At 61.3% G+C, this 25,847-nt stretch carries 21 protein-coding genes; 10 read left to right on the plus strand and 11 right to left on the minus strand.

Annotated features, from left to right (window positions below):
* The first annotated feature begins 32 nt into the window (after window positions 1–32).
* From nuoM to DWF74_RS04960, 4 genes are all read left to right on the plus strand, one after another.
* Window positions 33–1,565, plus strand: coding sequence for an NADH-quinone oxidoreductase subunit M (nuoM, locus tag DWF74_RS04945; RefSeq protein ID WP_011062195.1), 1,533 nt, complete (start codon window positions 33–35; stop codon window positions 1,563–1,565).
* Between the two features lie 7 nt (window positions 1,566–1,572).
* The gene (nuoN, locus tag DWF74_RS04950; RefSeq protein ID WP_015636299.1) at window positions 1,573–3,036 is read left to right on the plus strand and encodes an NADH-quinone oxidoreductase subunit NuoN; all 1,464 of its coding nucleotides are present in this window, start codon (window positions 1,573–1,575) and stop codon (window positions 3,034–3,036) included.
* Between the two features lie 237 nt (window positions 3,037–3,273).
* Entirely contained in the window at window positions 3,274–3,624 is a 351-nt protein-coding gene (locus tag DWF74_RS04955) for a hypothetical protein (protein WP_019092839.1), read from the plus strand.
* Window positions 3,611–3,928, plus strand: a complete 318-nt coding sequence (locus DWF74_RS04960; protein WP_102864712.1) for a helix-turn-helix domain-containing protein — start codon at window positions 3,611–3,613, stop codon at window positions 3,926–3,928. The genes DWF74_RS04955 and DWF74_RS04960 overlap by 14 nt, the downstream gene beginning before the upstream one ends.
* A gap of 68 nt (window positions 3,929–3,996) precedes the next feature.
* On the opposite strand, the gene cysS is transcribed toward DWF74_RS04960, so the two are convergent.
* Together cysS and DWF74_RS04970 are read right to left on the minus strand one after the other, a co-directional pair.
* Window positions 3,997–5,379 (minus strand): cysteine--tRNA ligase, encoded by a 1,383-nt coding sequence (gene cysS, locus DWF74_RS04965; RefSeq protein ID WP_102864711.1) that lies wholly within the window; start codon window positions 5,377–5,379, stop codon window positions 3,997–3,999.
* A gap of 18 nt (window positions 5,380–5,397) precedes the next feature.
* Window positions 5,398–7,098 (minus strand): glutamine--tRNA ligase/YqeY domain fusion protein, encoded by a 1,701-nt coding sequence (locus DWF74_RS04970; RefSeq protein ID WP_115580500.1) that lies wholly within the window; start codon window positions 7,096–7,098, stop codon window positions 5,398–5,400.
* Window positions 7,099–7,368: 270 nt separating this feature from the next.
* Here DWF74_RS04970 and DWF74_RS04975 point away from each other — a divergent pair, with 270 nt between their 5' ends.
* Together DWF74_RS04975 and lpxH are read left to right on the plus strand one after the other, a co-directional pair.
* The gene (locus DWF74_RS04975) at window positions 7,369–7,872 is read left to right on the plus strand and encodes a peptidylprolyl isomerase (RefSeq protein ID WP_016965727.1); all 504 of its coding nucleotides are present in this window, start codon (window positions 7,369–7,371) and stop codon (window positions 7,870–7,872) included.
* Window positions 7,869–8,621 (plus strand): UDP-2,3-diacylglucosamine diphosphatase, encoded by a 753-nt coding sequence (gene lpxH, locus DWF74_RS04980; protein ID WP_102864709.1) that lies wholly within the window; start codon window positions 7,869–7,871, stop codon window positions 8,619–8,621. The genes DWF74_RS04975 and lpxH overlap by 4 nt, the downstream gene beginning before the upstream one ends.
* Window positions 8,622–8,760: 139 nt before the next feature.
* Here the strand turns inward: lpxH and DWF74_RS04985 are convergent, their stop codons facing one another.
* From DWF74_RS04985 to DWF74_RS05015, 7 genes are all read right to left on the minus strand, one after another.
* On the minus strand, window positions 8,761–10,290 hold the full coding sequence (locus tag DWF74_RS04985) for a DHA2 family efflux MFS transporter permease subunit (RefSeq protein WP_102864707.1): 1,530 nt from the start codon (window positions 10,288–10,290) through the stop codon (window positions 8,761–8,763).
* Window positions 10,291–10,358: 68 nt separating this feature from the next.
* Complete coding sequence (locus DWF74_RS04990) at window positions 10,359–11,558, minus strand: HlyD family efflux transporter periplasmic adaptor subunit (protein WP_102864706.1); 1,200 nt, start codon at window positions 11,556–11,558, stop codon at window positions 10,359–10,361.
* Between the two features lie 15 nt (window positions 11,559–11,573).
* The gene (locus DWF74_RS04995; RefSeq protein ID WP_102864705.1) at window positions 11,574–13,043 is read right to left on the minus strand and encodes an efflux transporter outer membrane subunit; all 1,470 of its coding nucleotides are present in this window, start codon (window positions 13,041–13,043) and stop codon (window positions 11,574–11,576) included.
* Window positions 13,040–13,513: a MarR family winged helix-turn-helix transcriptional regulator gene (locus DWF74_RS05000; protein ID WP_102864704.1), complete on the minus strand. Its 474-nt coding sequence runs from the start codon at window positions 13,511–13,513 to the stop codon at window positions 13,040–13,042. The genes DWF74_RS04995 and DWF74_RS05000 overlap by 4 nt, the downstream gene beginning before the upstream one ends.
* 206 nt (window positions 13,514–13,719) lie before the next feature.
* A complete protein-coding gene (locus DWF74_RS05005; RefSeq protein WP_115580501.1) occupies window positions 13,720–17,397 on the minus strand; it encodes a translocation/assembly module TamB domain-containing protein in 3,678 nt (1,225 codons plus the stop codon).
* Complete coding sequence (locus tag DWF74_RS05010) at window positions 17,394–19,121, minus strand: autotransporter assembly complex protein TamA (protein ID WP_102864702.1); 1,728 nt, start codon at window positions 19,119–19,121, stop codon at window positions 17,394–17,396. The genes DWF74_RS05005 and DWF74_RS05010 overlap by 4 nt, the downstream gene beginning before the upstream one ends.
* A gap of 65 nt (window positions 19,122–19,186) precedes the next feature.
* A complete protein-coding gene (locus DWF74_RS05015; RefSeq protein WP_110596189.1) occupies window positions 19,187–19,837 on the minus strand; it encodes a GNAT family N-acetyltransferase in 651 nt (216 codons plus the stop codon).
* A 175-nt stretch (window positions 19,838–20,012) separates the two neighbouring features.
* Between DWF74_RS05015 and xthA the strand changes: the two genes are divergently transcribed.
* Complete coding sequence (xthA, locus tag DWF74_RS05020) at window positions 20,013–20,825, plus strand: exodeoxyribonuclease III (protein ID WP_115580502.1); 813 nt, start codon at window positions 20,013–20,015, stop codon at window positions 20,823–20,825.
* A 48-nt stretch (window positions 20,826–20,873) separates the two neighbouring features.
* On the opposite strand, the gene DWF74_RS05025 is transcribed toward xthA, so the two are convergent.
* A complete protein-coding gene (locus DWF74_RS05025; RefSeq protein WP_102864700.1) occupies window positions 20,874–21,206 on the minus strand; it encodes a YegP family protein in 333 nt (110 codons plus the stop codon).
* A 292-nt stretch (window positions 21,207–21,498) separates the two neighbouring features.
* Between DWF74_RS05025 and DWF74_RS05030 the strand changes: the two genes are divergently transcribed.
* Window positions 21,499–22,881 carry a substrate-binding domain-containing protein gene (locus DWF74_RS05030; protein ID WP_115580503.1) on the plus strand — a complete coding sequence of 461 codons (1,383 nt, stop codon included), beginning with the start codon at window positions 21,499–21,501 and terminating at the stop codon, window positions 22,879–22,881.
* 55 nt (window positions 22,882–22,936) lie between these two features.
* Here the strand turns inward: DWF74_RS05030 and DWF74_RS05035 are convergent, their stop codons facing one another.
* Complete coding sequence (locus DWF74_RS05035) at window positions 22,937–24,166, minus strand: acyl-CoA dehydrogenase (RefSeq protein WP_102881801.1); 1,230 nt, start codon at window positions 24,164–24,166, stop codon at window positions 22,937–22,939.
* Between the two features lie 180 nt (window positions 24,167–24,346).
* Between DWF74_RS05035 and DWF74_RS05040 the strand changes: the two genes are divergently transcribed.
* Entirely contained in the window at window positions 24,347–25,282 is a 936-nt protein-coding gene (locus DWF74_RS05040; RefSeq protein WP_102864697.1) for a LysR family transcriptional regulator, read from the plus strand.
* 124 nt (window positions 25,283–25,406) lie between these two features.
* Window positions 25,407–25,811, plus strand: coding sequence for a MerR family transcriptional regulator (locus DWF74_RS05045; RefSeq protein WP_115580504.1), 405 nt, complete (start codon window positions 25,407–25,409; stop codon window positions 25,809–25,811).
* Window positions 25,812–25,847: the final 36 nt, after the last annotated feature.

Raw genomic sequence — 25,847 nt, forward strand, 5'->3', positions numbered from 1 at the left:
CTTGCGAACTTGCGAAAGGAATTGAGCCCGTCATGATTCTGCCTTGGCTAATCCTGATCCCCTTCATCGGCGGCCTGCTGTGCTGGCTGGGTGAGCGCTTCGGCGCCACCCTCCCCCGCTGGATTGCGCTGTTGACCATGACCCTGGAACTCGCTCTCGGCCTCTGGCTGTGGGCCCACGGTAACTATTCATTTGCTCCGGCGCCTGGCGCCGATCCAACTTGGGCCATCGAGTTCAAGCATGTCTGGATCGAGCGCTTCGGCATCAACGTGCACCTGGCCCTGGACGGTCTGTCGCTGTTGATGATCCTGCTGACCGGCCTGCTGGGTATCCTCTCGGTACTCTGCTCCTGGAAAGAGATTCAGCGTCACGTGGGCTTCTTCCACCTTAACCTGATGTGGATCCTGGGCGGTGTGGTCGGCGTGTTCCTCGCGCTGGACCTGTTCATGTTCTTCTTCTTCTGGGAAATGATGCTGGTGCCGATGTACTTCCTCATCGCGCTCTGGGGTCACAGCTCGGCAGACGGCAAGAAAACCCGGATCTACGCAGCGACCAAGTTCTTCATCTTCACTCAGGCTTCCGGCCTGATCATGCTGGTGGCGATCCTGGGCCTGGTGCTGGTCAACTTCAACAACACCGGGGTGATCACCTTCGATTACGCCCAGCTGCTGAAGACCAAGATGTCCACCGCCACCGAGTACATCCTGATGCTCGGCTTCTTCATCGCCTTCGCAGTGAAGCTGCCGGTGGTGCCGTTCCACTCCTGGCTGCCTGACGCTCACGCCCAGGCACCGACCGCCGGTTCCGTGGACCTGGCGGGTATCCTGTTGAAGACGGCGGCCTATGGCCTGCTGCGTTTCGCCCTGCCGCTGTTCCCCAATGCTTCGGCAGAGTTCGCACCGATCGCCATGACCCTGGGTCTGATCGGCATCTTCTACGGCGCCTTCCTGGCCTTCGCCCAGACCGACATCAAGCGTCTGATCGCCTTCTCCAGCGTTTCCCACATGGGCTTCGTGCTGATCGGGATCTACTCCGGCAGCCAGCAGGCCCTGCAGGGCGCGGTGATCCAGATGCTGGCCCACGGTGTTTCGGCAGCCGCGCTGTTTATCCTCAGCGGCCAGTTGTACGAACGCACCCATACCCGCGACATGCGTGAAATGGGCGGCCTGTGGTCGCGTATCGCCTACCTGCCGGCCATCAGCCTGTTCTTTGCAGCCGCCTCTCTCGGCCTGCCGGGCACCGGTAACTTCGTCGGCGAGTTCCTGATCCTGATCGGCACCTTCGTCAGCGCGCCATGGATCACTGCGATCGCGACGTCCGGCCTGGTGTTCGGCTCGGTCTACTCGCTGATCATGATCCACCGTGCCTACTTCGGCCCGTCCAAGTCGGACGCGGTACTGCACGGCATGGATGCTCGCGAACTGATCATGGTGCTGGGACTGGCGGTACTGCTGATCTACATCGGCGTGTACCCGCAACCGTTCCTCGATACCTCTGCCGCCACCATGCATGGCGTGCAGCAATGGCTCAGCACCGCCTTCACTCAACTCGCTTCGGCCCGGTAAGAGCGCTATGGACTTTACGATTCAACACTTTATAGCCCTGGCGCCGCTGCTGATCACCAGCGCCACCCTTGTGGTGGTGATGCTGGCGATCGCCTGGCGGCGCAACCACGCCCAGACCTTCCTGCTGTCGGTGGCCGGTCTGAACCTGGCATTGCTGTCGATTTTCCCGGTGCTGAAAGTGGCACCGCTGGCAGTGACCCCGCTGTTGCAGATCGACCAGTTCGCCTGCCTGTACATGGCCCTGATCCTGGTGGCCACCCTGGCCTGCGTCACCCTGGCCCACGCCTACCTGGGCGACGGCAGCAGCGGTTACCCGGGCAACCGAGAAGAGCTGTACCTGCTGATCCTGCTGGCCGCCGCCGGTGGTCTGGTACTGGTCAGCGCGCAGAACCTGGCTGGCCTGTTCATCGGCCTGGAGCTGCTTTCGGTACCGGTCTACGGCCTGGTGGCCTATGCCTTCTTCAACAAGCGCTCCCTGGAAGCCGGCATCAAGTACATGGTGCTGTCGGCCGCCGGTTCGGGCTTCCTGTTGTTCGGCATGGCCTTGCTCTACGCAGAAGCCGGCAGCCTGAGCTTCAGCGGTATCGGTCAAGCCCTGGCCGCCACTGGGCTGCCAAGCCCGCTGGCGCAACTGGGCCTGGGCATGATGCTGATCGGCCTGGCCTTCAAACTGTCGCTGGTGCCTTTCCACCTGTGGACTCCGGACGTCTACGAAGGCGCCCCGGCCCCGGTCGCCGCCTTCCTGGCCACCGCCAGCAAGGTAGCGGTGTTCGCGGTACTGGTGCGTCTGTTCCAGCTGTCGCCAGTGGCCAGCAGCGGTGTCCTGAGCAACGTGCTGACCGTGATCGCCATCGCCTCGATCCTGGTGGGCAACCTGTTGGCGCTGACCCAGAGCAACCTCAAGCGTCTGCTGGGTTACTCGTCCATCGCTCACTTCGGCTACCTGCTGATCGCCCTGGTGGCGAGCAAGGGCCTGGCCATGGAAGCCATCGGCGTGTACCTGGTCACCTACGTGATCACCAGCCTTGGCGCCTTCGGTGTGATCACCCTGATGTCTTCGCCGTACAAAGGCCGTGATGCCGACGCCCTGTACGAGTACCGCGGCCTGTTCTGGCGCCGTCCGTACCTGACCGCCGTCCTCACCGTGATGATGCTGTCCCTGGCCGGTATCCCACTGACCGCAGGCTTCATCGGCAAGTTCTACATCATCGCTACCGGTGTCGAAGCGCACCAATGGTGGCTGGTCGGTTCCCTGGTCATGGGCAGCGCCATCGGCGTCTTCTACTACCTGCGAGTGATGGTCACCCTGTACCTGATCGAACCGAACCTGCGTCGCGTCGATGCCCAACTGCACTGGGAACAGAAAGCCGGTGGCGTCATGCTGCTGGCCATCGCGGTCCTGGCGTTCTTCCTCGGCGTATACCCACAGCCGCTGCTGACCCTGGTCCAGCACTCCGGCCTGGCGGGTTGATCGCTTAGGTTTCAACGCAACAAACAGAACGGCACCTTCGGGTGCCGTTTTGCATTTCAGGGCCCTGCCCTCCCCTCTTCCCAGCGAAACTCGGAATCGCCCTTCCTGTCACGTCGGCCCGCTCCGACATTCAGCCCAATGCCGCAGGCATAGACTGTTGCCAGATCAAACGCGGCGCTCAGCGGGCCTTGACCAAAGCTGCAGCGTCATCCAGTCTATACGCAGGAAGCGTATGAAATGAATGCTCTGTTTATTGAACTACCGGCATTTGCACGATACCGAAAGGACTTCCTTGACGACGAGCTGTTCTGCGAACTGCAGATCGAGTTGCTGCGCCACCCGCACGCAGGGGTTCTGATTCAGGGCACTGGCGGCTTGCGCAAGATGCGTTTTGTCGATGAGCGACGCAACAAGGGCAGGCGTGGCGGGCTGAGGGTGATCTATTACTGGTGGTCCGGAGGGGCGCAGTTCTGGCTCTTCACCCTGTTCGACAAGGAGCAGATGGACGACCTGCTACCGCAGCAGCGACAACAGCTCAAACAACTGCTGGAACGTGAAATCGAGGCCAGAAGACATGACCAAACGTGACATCTTTTCCGAACTGGTAGAAGGCATCGACGCCCTCACCCAGGAACGCCAGGGCAAGATCACCCTGCGCAGCCATAAAGTGAAGCTGGACAAACTGCCCCCCATCACTGCCACCGAGGTGATGAACATCCGCCAGCAACTCAACCTCTCGCGCTCAGTATTCGCCATGTACCTGCGGACCAACACCCGTACCCTGGAAAACTGGGAACAAGGCCGCGCCACACCCAACGCCCAGGCCACGACCTTGATGCGCCTGGTGGAACGCTACCCGGACACAGTGGAGCGCCTCGCCTCGCTGGCCTGATCCGGCACTGTTCGAAGGGCAACAAAAAACCCGCACCAGGCGGGTTTCTTGTTGCAGCAAACGCCAGCTTAGTCAGCCAGGCGCCAGGTCGTACCGCCCTTGCCGTCTTCCAGAATCACGCCCATGGCGGTGATCTGATCGCGAATACGGTCGGACTCAGCCCAATCCTTGTTGGCACGGGCTGCCAGACGGGCCTGGATCAGCGCCTCGACCTGTGCCCCATCGACCCGACCTTCAGCACCGGCCTGCAGGAAGTCATCGGCTTCCAGTTGCAGCACGCCCAGCACGCTGGCCAGCTCTTTCAGACGCGCTGCCAGACCCGCCGCCGCATCGATATCGCTCTCACGCAGGCGGTTGATCTCACGCACCATCTCGAACAGTACGGCACAGGCTTCCGGAGTACCGAAGTCGTCGTTCATCACCTGGGTGAAACGTTCGACGAAGACTTCGCCACCGGCCGGAGCGACCTTTGGCAGACCCTTGAGCGCGTGATAGAAACGCTCCAGCGCGCCCTTGGCGTCCTTGAGGTTGTCTTCCGAGTAGTTGATGGCGCTGCGGTAGTGGCTGGCCACCAGCAGATAACGCACCACTTCTGGATGGTACTTGTCGAGCACGTCGCGAATGGTGAAGAAGTTGTTCAAGGACTTGGACATCTTCTCGCCATTGATGCGGATCATGCCGCAGTGCATCCAGGCATTGGCGTAGGTCTTGCCGGTCGCCGCCTCGCTCTGGGCAATCTCGTTCTCGTGGTGCGGGAACTCCAGATCGCTGCCACCGCCGTGAATGTCGAAGGTCTCACCCAGGCAGCAGGTGGACATCACCGAGCACTCGATATGCCAGCCCGGACGACCAGCCCCCCACGGCGACTCCCAGCTTGGCTCGCCCGGTTTGGCGGCTTTCCACAGCACGAAGTCCAGCGGGTCCTGCTTCGACTCATCCACTTCGATCCGCGCACCGATGCGCAGGTCTTCGATCTTCTTGCGCGACAGCTTGCCATAGCCCATGAACTTACCGACGCGGTAGTACACGTCGCCATTGCCCGGAGCGTAGGCATAACCCTTGTCGATCAGGGTCTGGATCATCGCGTGCATGCCAGGGATATGGTCGGTGGCCCGCGGCTCCATGTCCGGCTTGCGGATATTCAACCGCGCCTCGTCCTCGTGCATCGCCGCGATCATACGCTCGGTCAAGGCCTCGAAGGACTCACCGTTCTCATTGGCACGATTGATGATCTTGTCATCGATATCGGTGATGTTGCGCACGTACGTCAGGTCATAACCGCTAAAACGCAGCCAGCGGGTAATCAGGTCGAAGGCCACCATGCTGCGGCCGTGCCCAAGGTGGCAATAGTCGTACACGGTCATGCCGCACACGTACATGCGCACCTTGTTGCCATCCAAAGGCTTGAAGACTTCTTTGCTCTTGGTGAGCGTGTTGTAGATCGTTAGCACGTTAGTTCCTTGACTGAATCACTGACCCCAGGAGTCGCGCAGGGTCACGGTACGGTTGAATACCGGAGCACCGGGTTTCGAGTCCTTGATATCCGCGCAGAAGTAGCCTTCGCGCTCGAACTGGAAACGGTCTTCCGGCTGTGCGTTGCCCAGCGAGGGTTCGGCACGACAACCAGTGAGCACTTGCAGGGAGTCAGGGTTGATGTTGTCCAGGAAACTCGCGCTGTCCTCGGCCCTCTCCGGGTTCGGAGAACGGAACAGACGATCGTACAGGCGCACTTCGCACTCGACGCTGGCGGCAGCCGGCACCCAGTGGATCACGCCCTTGACCTTGCGGCCTTCAGGGTTTTTGCCCAGGGTGTCCGGATCGTAGGAGCAACGCAGCTCGACGATATTGCCCTCGGCATCCTTGATCGCTTCGTCGGCACGGATCACGTAGCTGCCGCGCAGCCGCACTTCACCGTTGGGCTCCAGGCGCTTGTAGCCCTTTGGCGGCTCTTCCATGAAGTCATCACGGTCGATGTAGATTTCACGGGCGAACGGCAGCTTGCGCACGCCCAGTTCTTCTTTCTGCGGATGACGCGGCAGTTCGAGGTTCTCGACCTGGTCTTCCGGGTAGTTGGTGATCACGACTTTCAACGGACGCAGCACGCACATGGCGCGCGGGGCATTCGCGTCGAGGTCCTGGCGGATGCTGAATTCCAGCATGCCGTAATCGACTACGCCGTCGGAGCGGTTGGTGCCAACCATCTCGCAGAAGTTGCGGATCGATGCCGGGGTGTAGCCGCGGCGGCGGAAGCCCGACAGGGTCGACATGCGCGGATCGTCCCAACCATTCACGTGCTGCTCGTCCACCAGTTGCTTGAGCTTGCGCTTGCTGGTGATGGTGTAGTTCAGGTTCAGGCGGCTGAATTCGTACTGACGCGGGTGCGCCGGCACCGGCAAGTGCTCGAGGAACCATTCGTACAGCGGACGGTGGCTTTCGAATTCCAGGGTGCAGATCGAATGGGTGATGCCTTCGATGGCGTCCGACTGACCGTGGGTGAAGTCGTAGTTGGGGTAGATGCACCACTTGTCACCGGTCTGGTGGTGATGGGCATGGCGGATGCGATACATGATCGGGTCGCGCAGGTTCATGTTCGGCGAGGCCATGTCGATCTTGGCCCGCAGCACCCGTGCACCGTCCGGGAATTCGCCGGCACGCATGCGGGCGAACCAGTCCAGGTTCTCTTCAACCGAACGCTCGCGGAACGGGCTGTTCTTGCCCGCTTCGGTGAGGCTACCGCGGTACTCCCTGGCTTGCTCGGGAGTCAGGTCGCAGACGTAGGCCTTGCCTGCCTTGATCAGTTCCACGGCCCAGTCGTGCAATTGGTCGAAATATTGCGAGGCATAGCGCACTTCACCGGACCACTCAAAGCCCAGCCACTTGACGTCGCTTTCGATGGCGTCGATGTACTCCTGGTCTTCCTTGGCCGGGTTGGTGTCGTCAAAGCGCAGGTGGGTGACACCACCGAACTCCTGAGCCAGGCCGAAATTCACGCAGATCGACTTGGCGTGACCGATGTGCAGGTAACCGTTGGGCTCCGGAGGGAAGCGGGTCACGATCTGTGTGTGCTTACCCGAGTCCAGGTCCGCCTGGATGATCGGGCGCAGGAAGTTGACCGGTACGGCCGGTCCAGTCTTGGAATTCGAGGTAGGGTCGACAGTGGGCTTGCTCATAGGATCCTTGAACGTACAAGTGCGCGGCCGGGTGCGGCCTGATAAATCAAAACGAGTATCATAGCCGATGCTGTCAAGTGCCTGACAGAGCGCAGCTTTAAAACTGCGGCTATTAATAGCGTGCAAGTGAAAAAACAGCCTCGAAATTCATGGCGGTCACGCTAAACTGCGCTCCTTGGCTGCAGGATGGCCAAATCGGTGCGGACCGCATGCGTGCCCCGCCACCCAGGATTTTCTTGAAAACGCTTCTCCTTATAAAGAGTACCGACCATGACCCAAGTCAAACTGACCACCAACCACGGCGAGATCGTGCTGGAATTGAACGCCGAGAAAGCCCCGTTGACCGTGGCCAACTTCGTCGAATACGTGAAAGCCGGGCACTACGAGAACACCGTGTTTCACCGCGTCATCGGTAACTTCATGATCCAGGGCGGCGGCTTCGAACCTGGCATGAAAGAAAAGAAAGACAAGCGTCCAAGCATCCAGAACGAAGCGGACAACGGCCTTTCCAACGACAAGTACACCGTCGCCATGGCCCGTACCATGGAGCCGCATTCGGCCTCCGCGCAGTTCTTCATCAACGTCGCCGACAACAGCTTCCTCAACCACAGCGGCAAGACCGTTCAAGGCTGGGGCTACGCAGTATTCGGTAAAGTGATCGCCGGCACTGAAGTGGTCGACAAGATCAAAGGCGTGGCCACCACCATGAAATCCGGCCACCAGGACGTACCCGCAGAAGACGTGATCATCGAGAAAGCCGAGATCATTGAGTGATACTGCTGATTTCAGATTTGCATCTGGAAGAGGAACGCCCGGACATTACCCGGGCGTTTCTGGATTTACTCGGTGGGCGCGCCCGCGCCGCCGAGGCGCTGTACATCCTCGGGGACTTCTTCGAGGTATGGATCGGCGACGATGCCATGACCCCCTACCAGCTTTCCATTTGCCAGGCACTGCGCGAACTCAGCGACAGCGGTACCCAGGTCTTCCTGATGCATGGCAATCGCGACTTCATGCTCGGCCAGGCCTTTTGCAAGGCAGCCGGCGCCACCCTGCTCAAGGACCCCAGCGTCGTCGACTTCTACGGTGAGCCGGTACTGCTGATGCACGGCGACAGCCTGTGCACCCGCGACGAAGCCTACATGCGCATGCGTCGTTACCTGCGCAACCCGTTGAGCCTGTGGATTCTGCGGCACCTGCCCTTGCGCACCCGGCGCAAGCTGGCGCGCAAGCTGCGCAACGAAAGCCGCGCCCAGACGCGCATGAAAGCCAACGACATTGTCGATGTGACCCCGGACGAAATACCGCGGGTCATGCGCGAACATGGAGTGGGCACCCTGGTTCATGGCCATACCCACCGCCCGGCGATCCACAAGTTGCAGATTGGCCAACAGGCCGCCAAACGCATCGTGCTGGGGGACTGGGATCGACAGGGCTGGGCATTGCAGGTGGACGAGCAGGGTTTCCAACTGGCTGCGTTCGATTTCGTACCCACGCAGCTGGCGTTGCCCGGTTCGTCCTGAACAGACGCCTTCGCTGGCAAGTAGCCCCTACAACAAATGCCCCACCGTAGGAGCCGGCTTGCCGGCGAAGTGGCCAGCAAGCCTTGCATCGCCCTTACGGACGCCTTCGCTGGCAAGCCAGCTCATACGACAATGGGCATCAATGCCCCGCCGACGCCGGGCCGGCCTTGGCGGCAAACGGTGGCTTGGCCAGCCACACCAACAGAATCAGGCCCATGAACCCCCAGCCCAGCAAGGTGAAATAGTCCACGGTCGAGAGCATGTACGCCTGGCTGGTGAGCACTTGGTCCAACTGCGCGTAGGCTTGGGTGCTGGCACCGCCGAGGTTGTTCAACGCGTCCCGGGTGACCGGATCGAAGATGCTCATGCTTTCGCTCATGTAGGCATGGTGCTGATCCGCCCGACGAATCCAGATCCAGGTCGTCAGCGACGCCGCAAAGCTACCCCCCAGCGTCCGCAGGAAGGTCGCCAGGCCGGCGCCGTCGGCGATCTGGTGCGGCGGCAGGTCGGACATGAGGATGCTCAGGGTCGGCATGAAGAACAGCGCCACACCAATCCCCATGAACAGCTGCACCAGGGCGATGTGCTGGAAGTCCACCTCATTGGTGAATCCGGCACGCATGAAGCAGCTCAGGCCAATGGCCAGGAACGCCAGGCCAGCCAGCAGGCGCAGGTCGAACTTGTGGGCGTACTTGCCGACAAAGGGCGACATCAGCACCGGCAAAATGCCAATCGGTGCCACGGCCAGACCGGCCCAAGTGGCGGTGTAGCCCATCTGGGTCTGCAACCATTGCGGCAGGATCAGGTTGATCCCGAAGAACCCGGCGTAACCGCCCACCAGCACGATGGTGCCGATGCGGAAGTTGCGATGGGCGAACAGCCGCAAGTTGACCACAGGATGCCGATCCGTCATTTCCCAGATCACGAACACCGCCAGGGCAATCACCGAGATCAGCGTGCCGGCGATGATGAAGTTGGACTCGAACCAGTCCAGGTCGTTGCCCTTGTCGAGAACGATCTGCAAGGCACCGACCCCGACGATCAGGCTCAGCAGGCCGATATAGTCCATCGGCTGGCGGCTGGTCACCACCGGTCGCGCCTTCAATTGCTGCTGAACCACCCAGGCAGCAAACAGGCCGATCGGCACATTGATAAAGAAGATCCACGGCCAGCTGTAGCTGTCGGTGATCCAGCCACCGAGTATCGGCCCGGCAATCGGCGCCACCACCGTGACCATGGCCAGCAGCGCCAGGGCCATCCCCCTCTTCGCGGGCGGGTAGACGGCAATCAGCAGGGTCTGGGTCATGGGATACAGGGGACCTGCTACCACCCCTTGCAGCACCCGAAAGCCAACGAGTTCGGGCATCGAGGTGGAAATACCGCAGAGAAACGAGGCCAGCACAAACAGCAGGGTGGCCCAGATAAACAGCTTCACTTCACCGAAACGCCGGCTCAGCCAGCCGGTCAGTGGCAAGGCAATGGCGTTGCTCACGGCGAACGAGGTAATGACCCAGGTACCCTGCTCCGAACTCACCCCGAGGTTGCCAGAGATGGTCGGCAACGCCACGTTGGCGATGGTGGTATCGAGCACCTGCATGAAGGTCGCCAGTGACAGGCCGATGGTGCTCAGCAGCAGGCTGGGAGGCGTGAAAGACGCGTTATTGCTCATCGCGAATCCTTAGGAACTGGGCTGGCACCCTGGTCTCTAGACGACACCAGGGTTGACGGATTGGCGAATCAGCGCTGGGCCGTCTTGCCGATGGTCGCGCTGTTGTCGTGGATCAGACGGGCGATCAGAGCATCGGCCTCGCCCAACTGACGGTCATAGACGTTGGTGCTGAAGGAAGCCTTTTGCGGTGGTTGCTGGGCCAGTACCGGGCCGCTCTGATCCCGCAGGTTGACGTTCACCAGGGTCGACAGGCCGACCCGCAGCGGGTGCTTGGCCAGCTCCTCGGCATTGATGTGGATACGCACCGGCACACGCTGCACGATCTTGATCCAGTTACCGGTGGCGTTCTGCGCCGGCAACAGGGCAAAGGCGCTACCGGTGCCGGCACCGAGGCTATCGATGGTGCCGCTGTACTTCACATCGCTGCCATAGATGTCGGCCTCGATGTCTACCGGCTGGCCAATGCGCATGTCACGCAGCTGGGTTTCCTTGAAGTTGGCGTCGATCCACAGCTGGTCCAGGGGAATCACCGCCATCAGTGCAGTGCCCGGCTGGACCCGCTGGCCCAGTTGCACGGTGCGTTTGGCCACATAACCGGTCACTGGCGCAATCAGCGTGCTGCGGGCGTTGTTCAGGTAGGCCTGACGCAACTGCGCGGCCGCGGCCTGCACATCCGGGTGATTGGAGACTACGGTGTCGTCCACCAGGGCATTGGTGGTGTTGAGCTGCTGCTGGGCGTTGGCCAGGGCATTTTGTGCCGAGGTCAGGTCATCACGAGCGTGGGACAGTTCCTCCTGGGAAATCGCTCCGCTGGCCGCGAGGTTCTTGCGGCGATTGAAGTTGTCCTGGGCTTTCTGCACTTCGGCCTTCTGCGCCGCCACTTGAGCCCGCATGCCATCAACGTTGCTGTACAAGCCACGCACCTGGCGTACGGTGCGGGCCAGATTGGCCTCGGCACTCTGCAGGCCGACCTGGGCATCGTTAGGATCGAAGTTGATCAGCACCTGGCCCTCATGCACCAGATCACCATCGTCGGCGCCGATGCTGACCACAGTGCCGGTGACCAGCGGGGTGATCTCCACGACGTTGCCGTTGACATAGGCATCGTCGGTGCTTTCATTCCAGCGCCCATAAAGTTCGTGCCAGGCGAACACGCCCAGACCGCCGAGAATGACGATGGCCGTCAGCCCCAGGAGCATGACTTTGCGCTTGCGGGAGTTACCGGCGTCCGGGGTGTTTTCGGTTGCTTGAGTGTCGGCAGTGGCCATGACAAATACCTCGAATTATTTAGTCTGAGGAACTGGGGCTGGGTCGGCCGAAGCCAGGTTCTGGGCACCGAAGCCGCCCCCCAACGCCTGCATCAATTGAATCGACAGATCGATCTGCTGAGCATTCAGCGTGGCCAGCTGGCGCTGGGCCTGCAGCAGTTGCTGCTCAATGCTCAGCACGTCCAGGTAGTTGCCGATCCCGGAGCCGAAACGCTGGACCACGGTGTTGTAAGAGTCCTGAGCGATGTCGGTGGCGTGCTGCTGGGCGACGATCTGCCGTCCGATTTCCCGCAGTTGGGAGATGCTGTCGCTGACATCCCCCAGGGCAGCCACCAGGGTCTTGTTGTATTGCGCGACTGCCAGGTCGTAGTCGGCATCCCGGGCGTCCAGGTCAGCCCGCAGCCGCCCGCCGTCGAAAATCGGCAGCGAGACAGTCGGCGCGATACTGAAGAAGCGACTGGCGGAACCGAACAGCGCATCCCCCAGCAACGCCTCGGTGCCCGCTCGCGCACTGAGGTTGAGGTTGGGGTAGAAACGGGTCTTGCTGGCATCGATGTTCTTGCTCGCCGCTTCCACCCGCCAGCGAGCCGCCACCAGATCAGGCCGGCGCCCCAGCAGTTCAGCGGGCAGCGTCGAAGGCAGGGCTACGGCGCTGGCTTGCAGGACCTTGGGCCGGGAGATGTCATCGGCCCGATCCGGACCCTTGCCGAGCAATACAGCCAAGGCGATCTTCGCGCTCTGCAATTGCTTCTCGGCGTCGATCAGGCTGGCCTGGGAGCTGGCCTCCAGACTTTCGGTCTGCTGGTACTGGTACTGACTGTCGATCCCGGAGTCCAGGCGACGGCGACTCAGGTCGAGCATCTGCCGGGTACGCTTGAGGTCCTCGTTCGCCAGGTCGTACACGATATGCGCACGCCCCAGGTCGCTGTAGGCACGCGCTACATCGGCGGCCAGGGTCAGACTCGCTGCCTGGCGGTCGACTTCAGCGGCTCGGGCCTGCCCCAGCGCTGCTTCCCAGGCCGCGCGCTGGCCCCCCCAGAGATCGAAGTTGTAATTGAAGCTGGCGCCAATGTTGCGCACCGTGGAATAGGCCCCGCCCTGCCCCAGCGGGTCCTGGTCACGGGCCAGGCGCGAGCGGCTGATACCGGCACTGGCATCCAGGGTCGGCATCCGCCCGGCATCCGCGGCATAAGCCGCAGCACTGGCCTGATGGGCACGGGCACTGGCGATCTGCATGTCCGGGCTGTCCCGCAGGGCTTCCTGGATCAGCCCGTCAAGCTGGGTATCGCCCAGGCTTTTCCACCAGTCACTTTGTGGCCAGGCTGCCGGCGACAAAGTCACACCGTTGAGAGACTGTCCAGCTGCGAGGCTTTTCGCCTCAAGGCTTACGCCGGAGGTATCCAGGCCGCTGTAATTGGCACAACCGGCCAGACTCATGGCCAACAGCACCAGGCTGAGGCGGGTACGCGAGGTTTTACTGCTCATTTTTCACCTAAACGCAGGATGGTGATCGGGTCACCGGCAGCCAGCAAAATTTTCTTGAGAATCTGCTCCAGGGTGCGCAACTCCTCGGGAGAGATGGCACCCGCCAACTGGTTCATTGCATTGGCACCGATGTAAGGCAGCCGATCAGCAAGCTTGCGACCTTCCTCGGTCAGCACCAGGCGCACCTGGCGCCGGTCGTCCTCCGAGCGTTGACGCGCCAGGAAGTCCTTCTGCTGCAGGCGGTCGAGCATGCGGGTCATCGAACCGCTGTCCAGGGACAGGTGGCGGCACAATTCGGCCGGGGTATCGACGCCGAACTGGGCCATGATGATCAGCACCTTGAACTGCGCGGCAGTGATGCCGTGGGGCTCCATGTGGGTGTCAATGATCCGGTCCTTGAGCAGGGCGGCACGCCCCAGCAGCAAGCCGAGATGGCAATTGTGAAAGTCGTCGGGTTTGAAATGCTTCATCTGACCACCAGTTAGCTGCCTAGGCAGAGAGTGTGTGTCGAGATATTACTGCCTAGGCAGCCAATGTCAACGCAGTGATTAGCTTGCTGTTTATTTGCTTGATCAACGGCGCAGCGCCGCCGGCTTGAAAACCGGCGGGCGCCTTGTTCGATCAGGGAGAGGTGGTGTGGACAAGAAGGGGGCCATGCCCCCTTTGGCAGCAAGCCTTAGAAGTCGCGCTTGTAGAAGATGTCCAGGGAGCTGGCAAAACCGCTGGCCGCTTCCAGGTAGACCTTCTTGCTCAGTTTGTAGCGCAAGGCAATGGTGCTGGCGGGTTCGAAGACCCCGACGCCATAACGCAGACTGAGTTTCTCGGAAATATTGCCGCTAGCCACCACGCTGGTGCTGTTACCACTGCCTTGGGTGTCCAGCTGAAAGTCCTGGATGCCCAGGTTCTTGGCAATGCCGCCGGTGAGCTCGGCGCTGCCCATCAACCCCAGGCCCAGGGCCGCCTGGGCCAGCATGTTGTTGTCTTCACCGGTAGAGCTCAGCGGCCGTCCCAGTACCAGGTAGGACAGGGCCTGTTCCTGACTCATGGCCGGTTCGGAGAAGATCTGCGTCGCCGGTTGCTCGGCGCTGCCACTCAAGCGGATGCCGGCAATCACGTCGTCGGTCTGGCGCACCGCCTCGATATCCAGGTACGGCTGGTCGATGGGGCCGGCAAACAGCAACCGTGCACGACGCACCGTCAGGCGCTGGCCATAGGCCCGATAACGACCGTCGTTGAGCCACAGCTCGCCGCGGGTATCCATGTTGTCGCCAATGTGCACATGCCCCCGCAGGTTGGCGGTAAGGCCGAACCCGGCAAAGCTGAGCTTGTCCTGGCCCACCTCCACATCGATGTTCATCGCCATGGCCATGGGCTTCTTACCTTCGTCGGTCTGCTGGCCGACGATGACCGTGTCATCGGAAACCTTGACCGTCGAGGGCGGCAATTCGCGTACGGTGATCTGCCCCTTGGGGATCAGCACCTTGCCGTTGATTGCCAGCTTGTCGTCTTGCAGTGAAATCTTCAGGTCCGGAGCCATTTCCAGCGCGGCATAGGGCTCGACAGTGACGGGCAACTGCGTGCCCTTGAGGCTCAGGTCCACCGCCAAGGCTCGCCCCCAGGCGATATTGCCATTGAGGTTGCCCTGCCCGGCCTTGCCGCTTTTCCAGCCGCCGTTGAGTTGCACGCTCTCGCCCATGATCTGCGCGCTCAATTGCAAGTCTTCAAGGCTGATGGGCAGCTCGGAACCGGAGACCTCACCGCCACTGAGTTGCAGATTGCCGTTGACCTGAGGCGCCAACAGCCCGCCAGACAAGCGACCACTGCCGTTCAGGTTGCCACTGAGTTTCTCCACCATGGGCACAAACGGCCGTGCCACGGACAGATCCAGACCACTGAGGCGGAACTCCCCGGACAACGGTTTGCTTTTGGGCAACGGATTGATCTGTGCCTGGACCATCAGTTCGCCCAACTTGCCGCCGTCGAACTGCAACTGGGTATCGATGCGTCGCGGGTTGAGGCGGGTATCGAGCTTCAACACCTGATAGGGGAAGTCCAGCCATTGGCCCTTGTCCTTGACCCGTAGGGTGCCACCACTGGCATCCAGCAGGATCTGGCCTTTGGGACCGCTGGCCGGCAGGTCCAACTGTACCTCGGCATTGAGCATGCCCTTCCAGGCGAAATCCTTGGGCAGCCATTGAGCCAGGCTGTCGATGGGGAAACGCTTGAGGTGATAACGCAGCTTCGGATCGGGCATCAATCGCTGGTCTTCGCCACACAGACTGGCATCGCCGCTGGTCCAGCAATGGGCGCCAAAGTTGAGGGTGCCATTGGCCAAACGCTCCAGCTTCGCCGGGTTCTGCAGTTTCCAGTCCTGGCCGCCGGTCTGTACATCGCCACTGGCCAGGCGCCCCCGCCAGTTGCCCTGATCCAGCGCGCCGTCCAGCCCCAGGGCCAGTTTCAACAGTGGGCCTTGCAAATCCAGTTGCAGTTTCTGTTTTTTGATATCGCCCTGGCCGGCCAGGGTCAGGGTGCCAAGCTGGGTGTCTCCGGCCTGAATTCCACTGCCCTTGAGATCCACCTGGGCCTGTTGCGCGCCGTCGAGAGTCGCCCCCAGCTTGAGGCTTTGCAGGCGGTTGTCGGCAAAGGCCAGTTGCTGCCCCGAGAGGTCCACCTTGCCCTGTGGCGCCTTGAGCGTGCCTGCCAGATCTACCCGGCCATTGAGTTGCCCGCGCAACTGCGGCCATAGCTGGCCCAGACGCGGCAGCTTGATGTCCAGCTGGCCGGCGATTTTCTGCTGCAGGCTGCCGGAGCCGTTGATGCGGTTGTCCCCCAGGCGGATATCCAGGGCACTGAGGTTCCATTGCTCCCCTGCTCCGTCGGCCTTGGCCAGCAGCACGGCCGGCTGCCCCCGCAGGCGCCCCTTGAGGTCGAGGTCGGCCGTGACCTTGAGCTGTTCGTTCTTCATTTCCCCCTGGCTGCGCAAAGGGCCGGCCAGGGTACCGGGCAACTCGGCCAGCCAATAGGCCGGGTTGATGGCCGACAGTTCCAGCGCCGTATCCCAGGCCACACCGTCGGCAAATTGCAGGTTCAGGTGCCCCTGGGCCTTGCCTTGTCCGGCCGTGAGTTGGAATTGCGGCAGGAAGATCTTGCTCAGGTCGCCACTGAAGGGACTGCTCAAGCTGAAGGCGCCTGCCGGGCCATCCAGGTCACCCTTGAAGTTGCCCAGGTAGTTGCCATCCCGATAGGCCACTTCTGCATTGAAGCTGCGCAGCGCCACGGCCGGTTCTTCGATCAATGGGTAAAGGCGATGCCAGGGGAAATCCAGCCAGGCAAGCTTGGCCTCGGCCGAGAAGCCTTGGCTCCAATCAAGCTGACCGCTGAGATTGAGGCTCTGCTTGTCGTTGGCCCGCAACTCCAGCGTGGCAATCTGTGCGCCCTTGGCGTCGACCTTGCCTTGCAACAGCAGAGCCACCGGCCCTTGCTCCGCCGGCAGACTGGCCTTGCCGTCGAGCTGGTAGCCGTTTTTCAAGTCCCCCTTGCCGGTCAGTTCCAACTGATCCAGTTGCAGGGTGTCCGGCAAGTCAGCGCTGGCCTTGAAGCCACTGGCAATGATCCGCACTTGCGCCGGCAGGTTCTCCACCAGGGGTTGCAGCTCACCGCTCAACTGCCCTTGCAGATAGCCACTGCTGTCGGCCTTGAGTTTCAGGGTCTTGAGCAGATCGCCTTCGACCTGCATAGCCAGCGCCCAGGGACCACCGCCAGGAGCGGGCAAGCCGAGGGTGCCCTGAGCCGTCAGGGGCCAGTCGCCACTGGGTTGCAACAGGCCGGACAGGTCGAGGCTCAGGTCATCGCGCTGCAGGTGCACCGAGTCGATCTGCAAGCCTTGAGCGGTCCAGCGCGCCGCCAGTTGCAGCCCCTTGAGCTCTTCACTGCCGTTGAACAACAAGCGGCCGACCCGTACTTGTCCCAGCTCGATGGCCACGGGCAGACGCAATTCCGGCAGGCTGATGGGCCCTGTGCTTTCTTCGGCATCGTTGCTGGGAGCGAACTGCAGGCTGACCTGATCGGCCTCCAACTGCTCGATGCACAGGGTCATGCGCAACAGGCAGGCAGGAGACCAGGCAAATTTCACCGAATCGAGCTCAACCCGGCTGCCGTCCTGCTGCCAGAGCAGATGGTCTGTGCTCCACTGGCTACCCAGATGGCCCTGGAAATTGTCCAGGGTCAGCCCCGGCACCAGGCCCAGGGCCCAGCGGCTGCCAGCCTGGGTCCCCAGCACCGTGGTCAAGGCCAGGAGGGTCAGGATCACCAGCGCAAGAATCGCCAGCAGCGTTATCTTCAAGGTGCGCTTCAAAGCTCTGGCCCCATGGAAAAGTGCAAGCGAATCCCACCGTCGTCATTCATCGCGTGGGCCAGGTCGACCCGGATCGGCCCTACCGGCGACACCCAGCGCAGCCCCACACCAACCCCGGTCTTGAGGTTCGGTAGCTCCAGTTTGTTGAACGAGTTGCCCTGATCGACAAAGGTCGCGATCCGCCATTTCTCGGCAATGGAGTACTGATACTCGACACTGCCAGCCACCATGTAACGACCGCCAATGCGATCCCCTTCGGAGTTCTTCGGGGACAGAGTCTGGTAGTCGTAACCACGCACGCTCTGGTCGCCACCGGCGAAGAAGCGCAAGGACGGCGGAATGGACTTGTAACCGTTGGTGGCGCTGCCTCCGAACTGCACACGCCCCAGAAAGCGGTGATTGTCCCAGGCCGTGGTCAGGCCTTTGAGCAGGACCGTTCCGTACAACAGGTTGGTGTCGGAGCCCACGCCTTCCTTGGCCAGCTTGGTATCGAATTGAATGCGATAACCGTTGTGCGGATCGATACGGTTGTCGCTGCGCAGGTAGGAATAGGTCAGGCCAGGCATCAGCAGATTACTCAGGCCCGAGTCGTCCCCAAGGCGATACTCCTCACGTTGATACTTCAGCGAGACCACGCGCTGCCAGCCGCTGGGCAACTTGCTGTGCCACTCGGGGCCCACTGTGAGCAGCTTACTCAGGGTATCGGTGCCGGAGATTTCTTCATTCTGATAACCACCGGCGAAGCGCAGCTTGTCGGTCAGCGGCGGGTCCAGGGGAATGTCATACCACAGGCCGACGTTCTGCCGGGGCTGGGAGACTTCAGCCTCCCAGCCATAACTGTGACCCTGGGGATTGACCCAGTGTCGGGTCCAGTTGGCCTTGACCCGGGGGCCGACGTCAGTGGAGTAACCCAGGCCAAGCCCCATGGTCCGGGGCTTGCGGGTTTCCAGCAGGACCGCCACTGGAATCACCTCGTGCTCGGCAGCAGTGGGCGCGGCATCGACCCGCACGCCCTCGAAATAGCCGCTGGACTGTAGCGCCTGGTTGAGTTCGGCAATCAGCTCGGAGTCGTAGGGAGCACCGTTCTTGAAGGGAACCATGCGCCGCAACAGGTCTTCGTCGAACAACGAGTCCCCGGTGAAGCTGACCTTGCCCAGGGCGTAACGCGGACCGCTGTCATACACCAGTTCGATGTCCGCCACCCCGGCCAGGGGGTCTACCGACAATTGCTGGCGGGTAAAACGTCCGCTGAAAAAACCGTAGCGCGAGGCCTGGTTCTGAATCAGGCGCTTGGCATCTTCGTAACGGCCATGATTGAGCACAGCGCCAGGCTTGAGCTGGTCACTGTCAGGGGTGCGGAAGGACTTGAGGGACGCTGCCGGGCCTTCGACCCGGATCGTCACATTGCGCAGATGCACCGGCTCGCCGGGGTCGATACGCAACAACAGGCGGGGTTTCTCGCCGCCGCGCACTTCGCTTTCGATACGGGGCTGGTAGTAGCCCAATGCCTGGGCGGCTTTCTTCGCCTGCTCCTCGGCGCCCCGGCTGAATCGCAGCAGGGCTTCTTCATCACGATCACCGACACCGCCAATGTAACCTTCCACATTGGCTTTCAGCTCGTCATTGGCGGGCTTTACCCTGACATCCAATTCGCTCTGCGCCAGCGCCGCACAGCTTGTGAACAACAGCAAAAAGCCGCTGGTAAATCTTCCTGGAAACTTCATAGGCGCGGATGCTATCACGAGCTTGGGGGGGCGATAGAGCGCTCAAGTGCTGGGAAAGTTCTATATCAGGCTGTTGCTCTTTGTAAGAGTTGCGGGTTCGGATGAAAGAATACGTGCTCGCGGACCGGCCCTACCGCGATCTCTCCGATCTCTTCATAACCCTGGCGTTTATAGAACTCCAGATAGCGCGGATTACCCGTATCCAGCACCACGCCCTGGGAATGCTCATCCACAGCACACCAATTGTGCACCGCCTCCAGCAGCTGTTCGCCGAAATGCTGCCCCTGGAATTGCGGGTGCACGCCTAATAACGGCAAGACATGGACCGCATCGCCGGGCAGGCAGGCCTGCACCGCCTCGTGGTACTCCAGATATCGCCGCGTGCAACGAAACCCGGTACTCAGCACCATGCGCAGCCGCCAGGCCCAGCTTTCGGTAATGCCCAGGCGGCGTTGCGGTGGGGCGATCAGGGCAATGCCGATCAAGCGGTCGTTGACCAGTAGGCCGATGGCCGGCAGGTCTTGCAGAAAATGCTGTTTCACCAGCTCACGCACCGTGGCCCGCACCCGCTGTTCATAACCGGCACGCTCGGATTCGAAAATGAAACCGAAGGTCGGCTCATGGCGATAGGCCTGGTACAGCAGCGACCGCGCTTCACGGGAATAGCCGCTGTCGAGCATATGGATATCGGCGATGGCGTTGGCGGTATCAGGCATGTCGGTCACTCTCCCCTGGGCCCGGCTCGAATGGCCGCACTCTTGTTATTACGAACCTGGCGCGGCGCTGATCGTTCCCACGCTCAAGGACATTAGCAGCGCATTCGCGGGGCTGCCATGCTGGTCGACCCGGGCGTAGTCAGCTAGCATCGCTGTTTTGCCAGGACCGCCGACCATGAAGATCGTCTCGTTCAATATCAACGGGCTGCGCGCCCGCCCCCATCAGCTGGCGGCGCTGATCGACAAACACCAGCCGGACGTGATCGGCCTGCAGGAAACCAAGGTCGCCGACGAGCAGTTTCCCCTCGCCGACGTCCAGGCCCTGGGCTACCACGTGCACTACCACGGCCAGAAGGGCCATTACGGTGTCGCCCTGCTCTCGCGCCAGGCACCACTGGCCGTGCATAAAGGCTTCGAGGGCGATGACGAAGACGCCCAGCGGCGTTTTATCTGGGGTACTTTCGCCGATGCCAACGGCACGCCGGTGACCATCATGAACGGCTACTTCCCCCAAGGTGAAAGCCGCGACCATCCCACCAAGTTCCCGGCCAAGGAACGCTTCTACCATGACCTGCAGCAGCTGCTGGAAAATCGCTTCAGCAACGACCAGCCCCTGGTGGTCATGGGTGACGTGAATATTTCCCCGGAAGACTGCGACATCGGCATCGGCGCCGAAAATGCCAAACGCTGGCTCAAGACCGGCAAATGCAGCTTCCTGCCGGAAGAGCGCGAGTGGATGGCACGCTTGAAGAACTGGGGTCTAGTAGACAGCTTCCGTCACCTGAACCCCGAGGTGAACGATCGCTTCAGCTGGTTCGACTACCGCAGTCGCGGTTTCGAGGACGAACCCAAGCGTGGCCTGCGCATCGATCTGATCATGGCATCCCAGGGGCTGCTGCCCCGGGTCAAGGACGCCGGCGTCGACTATGAACTGCGGGGCATGGAAAAGCCCTCTGACCATGCGCCGATCTGGCTCGAGTTGAGCTGATTCACAGGCACAAAAAAGCCCATCGCAAGATGGGCTTTTTACTACCGCTTACATTTGGACCACTTCAACCCGTTCAGTGGTGCCAGCAGCTGCGATGGCGTTGATGGCGCTCTCGAGAGTAGGCTCCGAGTCGTACAAATGACTGACCAGAATCACTTCCTTGCCGGCCTTGAGCTTGAAATAAGGTTTACCGCCCGATGAAATTTTCTTGACGTAGCGCTCAGGAGAAGCGCAGTGTGCGCGGAACAGGCCGAGAGCCGCCTCGGCACTGTCCCGGCAAGGGAATCGGTCGCTTTGAAGCATGGTCTGCGCCTCCTTTGTCTTCAGCAAGAATCTGCATGCACCACTGCCATACTGCTTCAGCTCGAACCAGGCACTCATTTGTAACTCCTTTGCTTACTACGAAATAGCAGCACAACACTGCCGAGGCATCTGCGGGGGGATGACGCGTTGGCAGTCGCCCCAATCCCCGCCAGACAAAGTTGCCAACTCTACGCAGCCTCCGAAGACTGGTCTTTAGGACAAGTCTCAAAAAATCTAGAGAAAACAGCTATTTACGATGTAGGACTTTCGCCATTTATCGCCAGAAAGTGCCGCTCGTCACATACCTGTCACCTCCCTGACTTAATCTCGCCAGCACTCTCCTCTTTCTCAATAGAAGGCCAGTGCCGCCATGCCCCGCGCTTCCACCGTCAGTGAACGAGATATCTGGTGCCGGACCATCAGCCTGTTTCTGATCGGCTTTGTTTGCTATGCCCTGCCTTGGTCAGTGTTCGCCGCCTTGCCCCTGGCGCCCGACAATGCCGCCGTGCTGCGTATCCAGGGCTCCAACACCATCGGCGCCCAGCTTGGCCCGGCGCTGGTCAAGGGCTTGCTTGAACAACAGGGTCTGCACAACGTCAGGATCGAGGGCAGTGGCAAGGACAATGAGAAACGCGTTCTAGGACAGAGCGCCCAAGGTCGGACAGTCAGAGTGGACGTTGCCGCCCACGGTTCGAGCACCGGCTTTAGCGCACTGAAAAACGCCCAGGCCGATATTGCGGCCGCCTCCCGACCGATCAAGGACAGCGAACTGGTGGAGCTGGAAAGCCTGGGAGACCTGAAAAGCCCTGGCGCCGAACAGGTCATCGCCATCGACGGTCTGGCAATCATCCTTCATCCGCACAATCCGCTGAGCCAGCTAAGCACCGAGCAACTGGCCCGCCTGTTCAGTGGCGAGATCAAGACCTGGGAAGAGCTGGGGAGCACGGGCGGGCTGGTCCACCTGTATGCCCGGGATGATCAGTCCGGCACTTACGACACCTTCAAGGAGCTGGTCCTCAGCCGTCGCGGCAAGGCGTTGAACCCGGCGGCCAAGCGTTTCGAGTCCAGCGAACAGCTGTCGGACGCGGTGAGCCGGGACCCTCAAGGCATCGGCTTCATCGGCCTGCCCTACGTACGCCAGGCCAAGGCCGTGGCGATTATCGACGGTGACTCCCAGCCCATGCCGCCCCTCAACAGTCTGATCGCCACTGAGGACTACCCACTGTCGCGGCGTCTGTACCTGTACTTGCCGCCCAATGGGCAGAACCCCTGGGCGGACGCCCTGGTGAGTTTTTCCCAGAGCGCCAAAGGCCAGGCCATCGTCGCCGCCAACGGCTTTGTCGCCCAGACCGTGCAAGCCATGCGGGTAACGCCCAGCCCACAGATGCCCAAGGCCTACCAGCAACTGAGCCGGGATGCGCAACGCCTGAGCGTGAACTTTCGCTTCGAGGAGGGCAGCGCCAATCTGGACAACAAGGCACGCCAGGACCTGAATCGCGTCCTGGATTACCTGCGCCAGCACGGCAAGATGAACCGGCACGTCACTCTGGCCGGATTCGGGGATGCCAAGAGCGACCCGGCACGCGCTGCCCTGCTGTCCAAGCTGCGGGCCATGACAGTGCGCAGGGAACTGGTGAAAAGCGGCGTGGTGTTTCGCGAGATCCGCGGTTTCGGCGCTGAGCTGCCAGTGGCGGCCAACAACGCCGACGAGGGCCGGATCAAGAACCGGCGCGTAGAAGTCTGGGTGTACTGAATACACAGCAACCGGCCTGCCACAGGCGTCGCCCGGCAGGCCGGCTGCATGATCATCAATGGCTGCTGCGCAGCATTTCCTTCGGCACATACTTGCCGATTTCGTACTTGCCAATGGCCGCGCGGTGTACTTCATCCGGGCCATCGGCCAGGCGCAAGGTGCGCTGCATGGCGTACATGTAGGCCAATGGGAAGTCATTGGATACCCCGGCCCCACCGTGAATCTGGATCGCCCGGTCGATCACCCGCAGGGCCACATTCGGCGCCACCACCTTGATCTGGGCAATCTCGCTCTTGGCCACTTTGTTACCCACGGTGTCCATCATGTAGGCCGCCTTGAGGGTCAGCAGCCGAGCCATGTCGATCTCCATCCGCGAGTCGGCGATCTTGTCGATATTGCCCCCCAGGCGAGCCAGCGGTTTGCCGAACGCGGTGCGATTCACCGCACGCTTGCACATCAATTCCAGCGCCCGCTCGGCCATGCCAATGGAACGCATGCAGTGATGAATGCGCCCCGGGCCAAGACGCCCCTGGGCAATCTCGAAACCGCGACCCTCGCCCAGCAGCACGTTCTCGTAGGGCACCCGAACGTTGTCGAACAACACTTCGGCGTGACCATGCGGCGCATCGTCGTAGCCAAACACCGGCAGTGGACGGACGATCTTCACCCCGGGGGTATCCACCGGCACCAGGATCATCGAGTGCTGCTGATGACGCGGCGCATCCGGATTGCTCAGGCCCATGAAGATCAGAATCTTGCAACGCGGATCACAGGCGCCCGAGGTCCACCACTTCTTGCCGTTGATGACCCACTGATCGCCGTCGCGCACCGCGCGGGCCGCCATGTTGGTGGCGTCGGAGGAAGCCACATCCGGCTCGGTCATGGCGAACGCGGAGCGGATCTCGCCACGCAGCAGCGGCTCCAGCCAGCGCTGCTTCTGTTCTTCGCTGGCATAACGCACCAGCACTTCCATGTTGCCGGTATCCGGCGCCGAGCAGTTGAACGGCTCGGGGCCCAGCAGCGATCGGCCCATGATCTCCGCCAGTGGCGCATATTCAAGGTTAGTCAGGCCGGCCCCCAGTTCCGACTCAGGCAGAAACAAATTCCACAGACCTTCAGCCTTGGCCTTGAGTTTGAGCTCTTCCATGATGGCGGTCGGCTGCCAACGATCACCTTCGGCAACCTGACGCTCGAAGACCGCTTCAGCCGGATAAACATAGGCATCCATGAACGCGGTGACGCGCTCACGCAGCTCTTGAACCTTGGGGGAATAGGCGAATTCCATGGGCAGTTCTACCTTTGTGAAGAACGGGTGTTGGGGGACTGAAATCGATGCTAGATCAGCTACGAAAATTTACCTAGCCTATTCTCGGCGTGTATTAACATTCATCACCGATATATGATCGGCTGATCCGAAAGGCCTCCGAGCCTCCCTCACAGGCCCTAACAATAAGAGTGCAGCGCCATGAATCTGAGCAAGGTCGACCTCAACCTCTTCATCGTTTTCGACGCGATCTACACCGAAGCCAACCTGACCCGCGCCGGGCAGATCGTCGGCATCACCCAACCGGCGGTGTCCAACGCGCTGGCGCGTCTGCGCGAGACCTTCAATGATCCGCTGTTCGTCAGGACCGCCCAGGGCATGGTGCCCACCCCCATGGCACAGAACATCATCGGTCCGGTGCGCAATGCATTGTCACTGCTGCGGGTTTCAGTCCAGGAAAGTCGGATTTTCAACCCTCTGCAAGCGGTCAAGACCTACCGCATCAGCATGACCGACCTGACCGAGGCAGTGATCCTGCCCCCCCTGTTCCAACGCCTGCGCCGCCTGGCACCGGCGGTGATCATCGAGAGTTTCCTCTCCAAGCGCCGGGAGACCACCAAGGAACTGGCAGCCGGGCGCCTGGACTTTGCCGTGGACGCCCCCCTCAACACCGACCCCCAGGTGCGCCACGTCAAGCTCATGGAAGACCGTTACGTGTGCGCCATGCGCAAGGGCCACCCCCTGGCCGGCAAGGAAAAGTTCACCCTGGACGACTACCTGTCCCTGACCCACATCCATATTTCCAGCCGTCGCAGCGGCCTGGGCCATGTCGACCTGGCGCTGGGCAAGATGGGCATCCAGCGCAAGATCACCCTGCGCTCCCAGCACTACCTGATGGCTTCACAAGTGTTGCAACAAACCGACATGGTCATGACCGTCCCGGAACGTTTTGCCCGACGCCATGACCTGCAGGCCTTCAATCTTCCGGTCAATGATGTACCACCGGTGGAAACCCACCTCTATTGGCACGAAAGCACCGACCAGGACCCGGCCAACCGTTGGATGCGCGAACAGATGATCGAGTTGTGCCAGCAGGTGACCGCCCACGAAAAGAAACTCGACCAGCAGACAGCCTGACCCCTTCGCCGGCAAGCCCTCACTGTAGGAGCCGGCTTGCCGGCGAACGGGATCGACGCGGATTGCTTGACGTATACGTAAACCTGCCTTTAGCTTAGCGCCAAGTCCTACCTTGAGCGCCTCCATGAGCAGCCAGACCTACAGCATCTCCGACCTCGCCCGCGAGCTCGACATCACTACCCGGGCCATACGCTTCTATGAAGAGCAGGGCCTGCTGACCCCTGAGCGTCGCGGCCAGGAACGCATCTACTCCCCACGGGACAAAGTCAGTCTGAAGCTGATCCTGCGGGGCAAGCGCATCGGCTTTTCCCTGGCCGAATGCCGTGAACTCATCGAGCTCTACGACCCCAGCAGCGGCAACCTGAAGCAGTTGCACAGCATGCTGGCGAAAATCGGCGAACGGCGAGAGCAGCTCGAACAGCAGTTGCTCGACATCGAACAGATGAAGCTGGAACTGGACACCGCCGAAGAGCGCTGTACCCAGGCGCTGGAACAAACCATCCAGAACCAGAAAAGCACCGCACAATAATCCTTGGGACACCTGCGCCGCTCGCGCCGGCATCCG

The organism is Pseudomonas protegens, from assembly GCF_003363755.1.
Classification (GTDB): Bacteria; Pseudomonadota; Gammaproteobacteria; order Pseudomonadales; family Pseudomonadaceae; genus Aquipseudomonas; species Aquipseudomonas danubii.

What these genes read in the sequence shown, in the direction of transcription:
- nuoM (WP_011062195.1), top strand. Translation starts at nt 33, where the DNA reads ATGATTCTGCCTTGGCTAATCCTGATCCCCTTCATCGGCGGCCTGCTG.
- nuoN (WP_015636299.1), top strand. Translation starts at nt 1,573, where the DNA reads ATGGACTTTACGATTCAACACTTTATAGCCCTGGCGCCGCTGCTGATC.
- DWF74_RS04955 (WP_019092839.1), top strand. Translation starts at nt 3,274, where the DNA reads ATGAATGCTCTGTTTATTGAACTACCGGCATTTGCACGATACCGAAAG.
- DWF74_RS04960 (WP_102864712.1), top strand. Translation starts at nt 3,611, where the DNA reads ATGACCAAACGTGACATCTTTTCCGAACTGGTAGAAGGCATCGACGCC.
- DWF74_RS04970 (WP_115580500.1), bottom strand. Translation starts at nt 7,098, where the DNA reads ATGAGCAAGCCCACTGTCGACCCTACCTCGAATTCCAAGACTGGACCG.
- DWF74_RS04975 (WP_016965727.1), top strand. Translation starts at nt 7,369, where the DNA reads ATGACCCAAGTCAAACTGACCACCAACCACGGCGAGATCGTGCTGGAA.
- DWF74_RS04985 (WP_102864707.1), bottom strand. Translation starts at nt 10,290, where the DNA reads ATGAGCAATAACGCGTCTTTCACGCCTCCCAGCCTGCTGCTGAGCACC.
- DWF74_RS04990 (WP_102864706.1), bottom strand. Translation starts at nt 11,558, where the DNA reads ATGGCCACTGCCGACACTCAAGCAACCGAAAACACCCCGGACGCCGGT.
- DWF74_RS04995 (WP_102864705.1), bottom strand. Translation starts at nt 13,043, where the DNA reads ATGAGCAGTAAAACCTCGCGTACCCGCCTCAGCCTGGTGCTGTTGGCC.
- DWF74_RS05000 (WP_102864704.1), bottom strand. Translation starts at nt 13,513, where the DNA reads ATGAAGCATTTCAAACCCGACGACTTTCACAATTGCCATCTCGGCTTG.
- DWF74_RS05010 (WP_102864702.1), bottom strand. Translation starts at nt 19,121, where the DNA reads ATGAAGTTTCCAGGAAGATTTACCAGCGGCTTTTTGCTGTTGTTCACA.
- DWF74_RS05015 (WP_110596189.1), bottom strand. Translation starts at nt 19,837, where the DNA reads ATGCCTGATACCGCCAACGCCATCGCCGATATCCATATGCTCGACAGC.
- xthA (WP_115580502.1), top strand. Translation starts at nt 20,013, where the DNA reads ATGAAGATCGTCTCGTTCAATATCAACGGGCTGCGCGCCCGCCCCCAT.
- DWF74_RS05025 (WP_102864700.1), bottom strand. Translation starts at nt 21,206, where the DNA reads ATGAGTGCCTGGTTCGAGCTGAAGCAGTATGGCAGTGGTGCATGCAGA.
- DWF74_RS05030 (WP_115580503.1), top strand. Translation starts at nt 21,499, where the DNA reads ATGCCCCGCGCTTCCACCGTCAGTGAACGAGATATCTGGTGCCGGACC.
- DWF74_RS05035 (WP_102881801.1), bottom strand. Translation starts at nt 24,166, where the DNA reads ATGGAATTCGCCTATTCCCCCAAGGTTCAAGAGCTGCGTGAGCGCGTC.
- DWF74_RS05040 (WP_102864697.1), top strand. Translation starts at nt 24,347, where the DNA reads ATGAATCTGAGCAAGGTCGACCTCAACCTCTTCATCGTTTTCGACGCG.
- DWF74_RS05045 (WP_115580504.1), top strand. Translation starts at nt 25,407, where the DNA reads ATGAGCAGCCAGACCTACAGCATCTCCGACCTCGCCCGCGAGCTCGAC.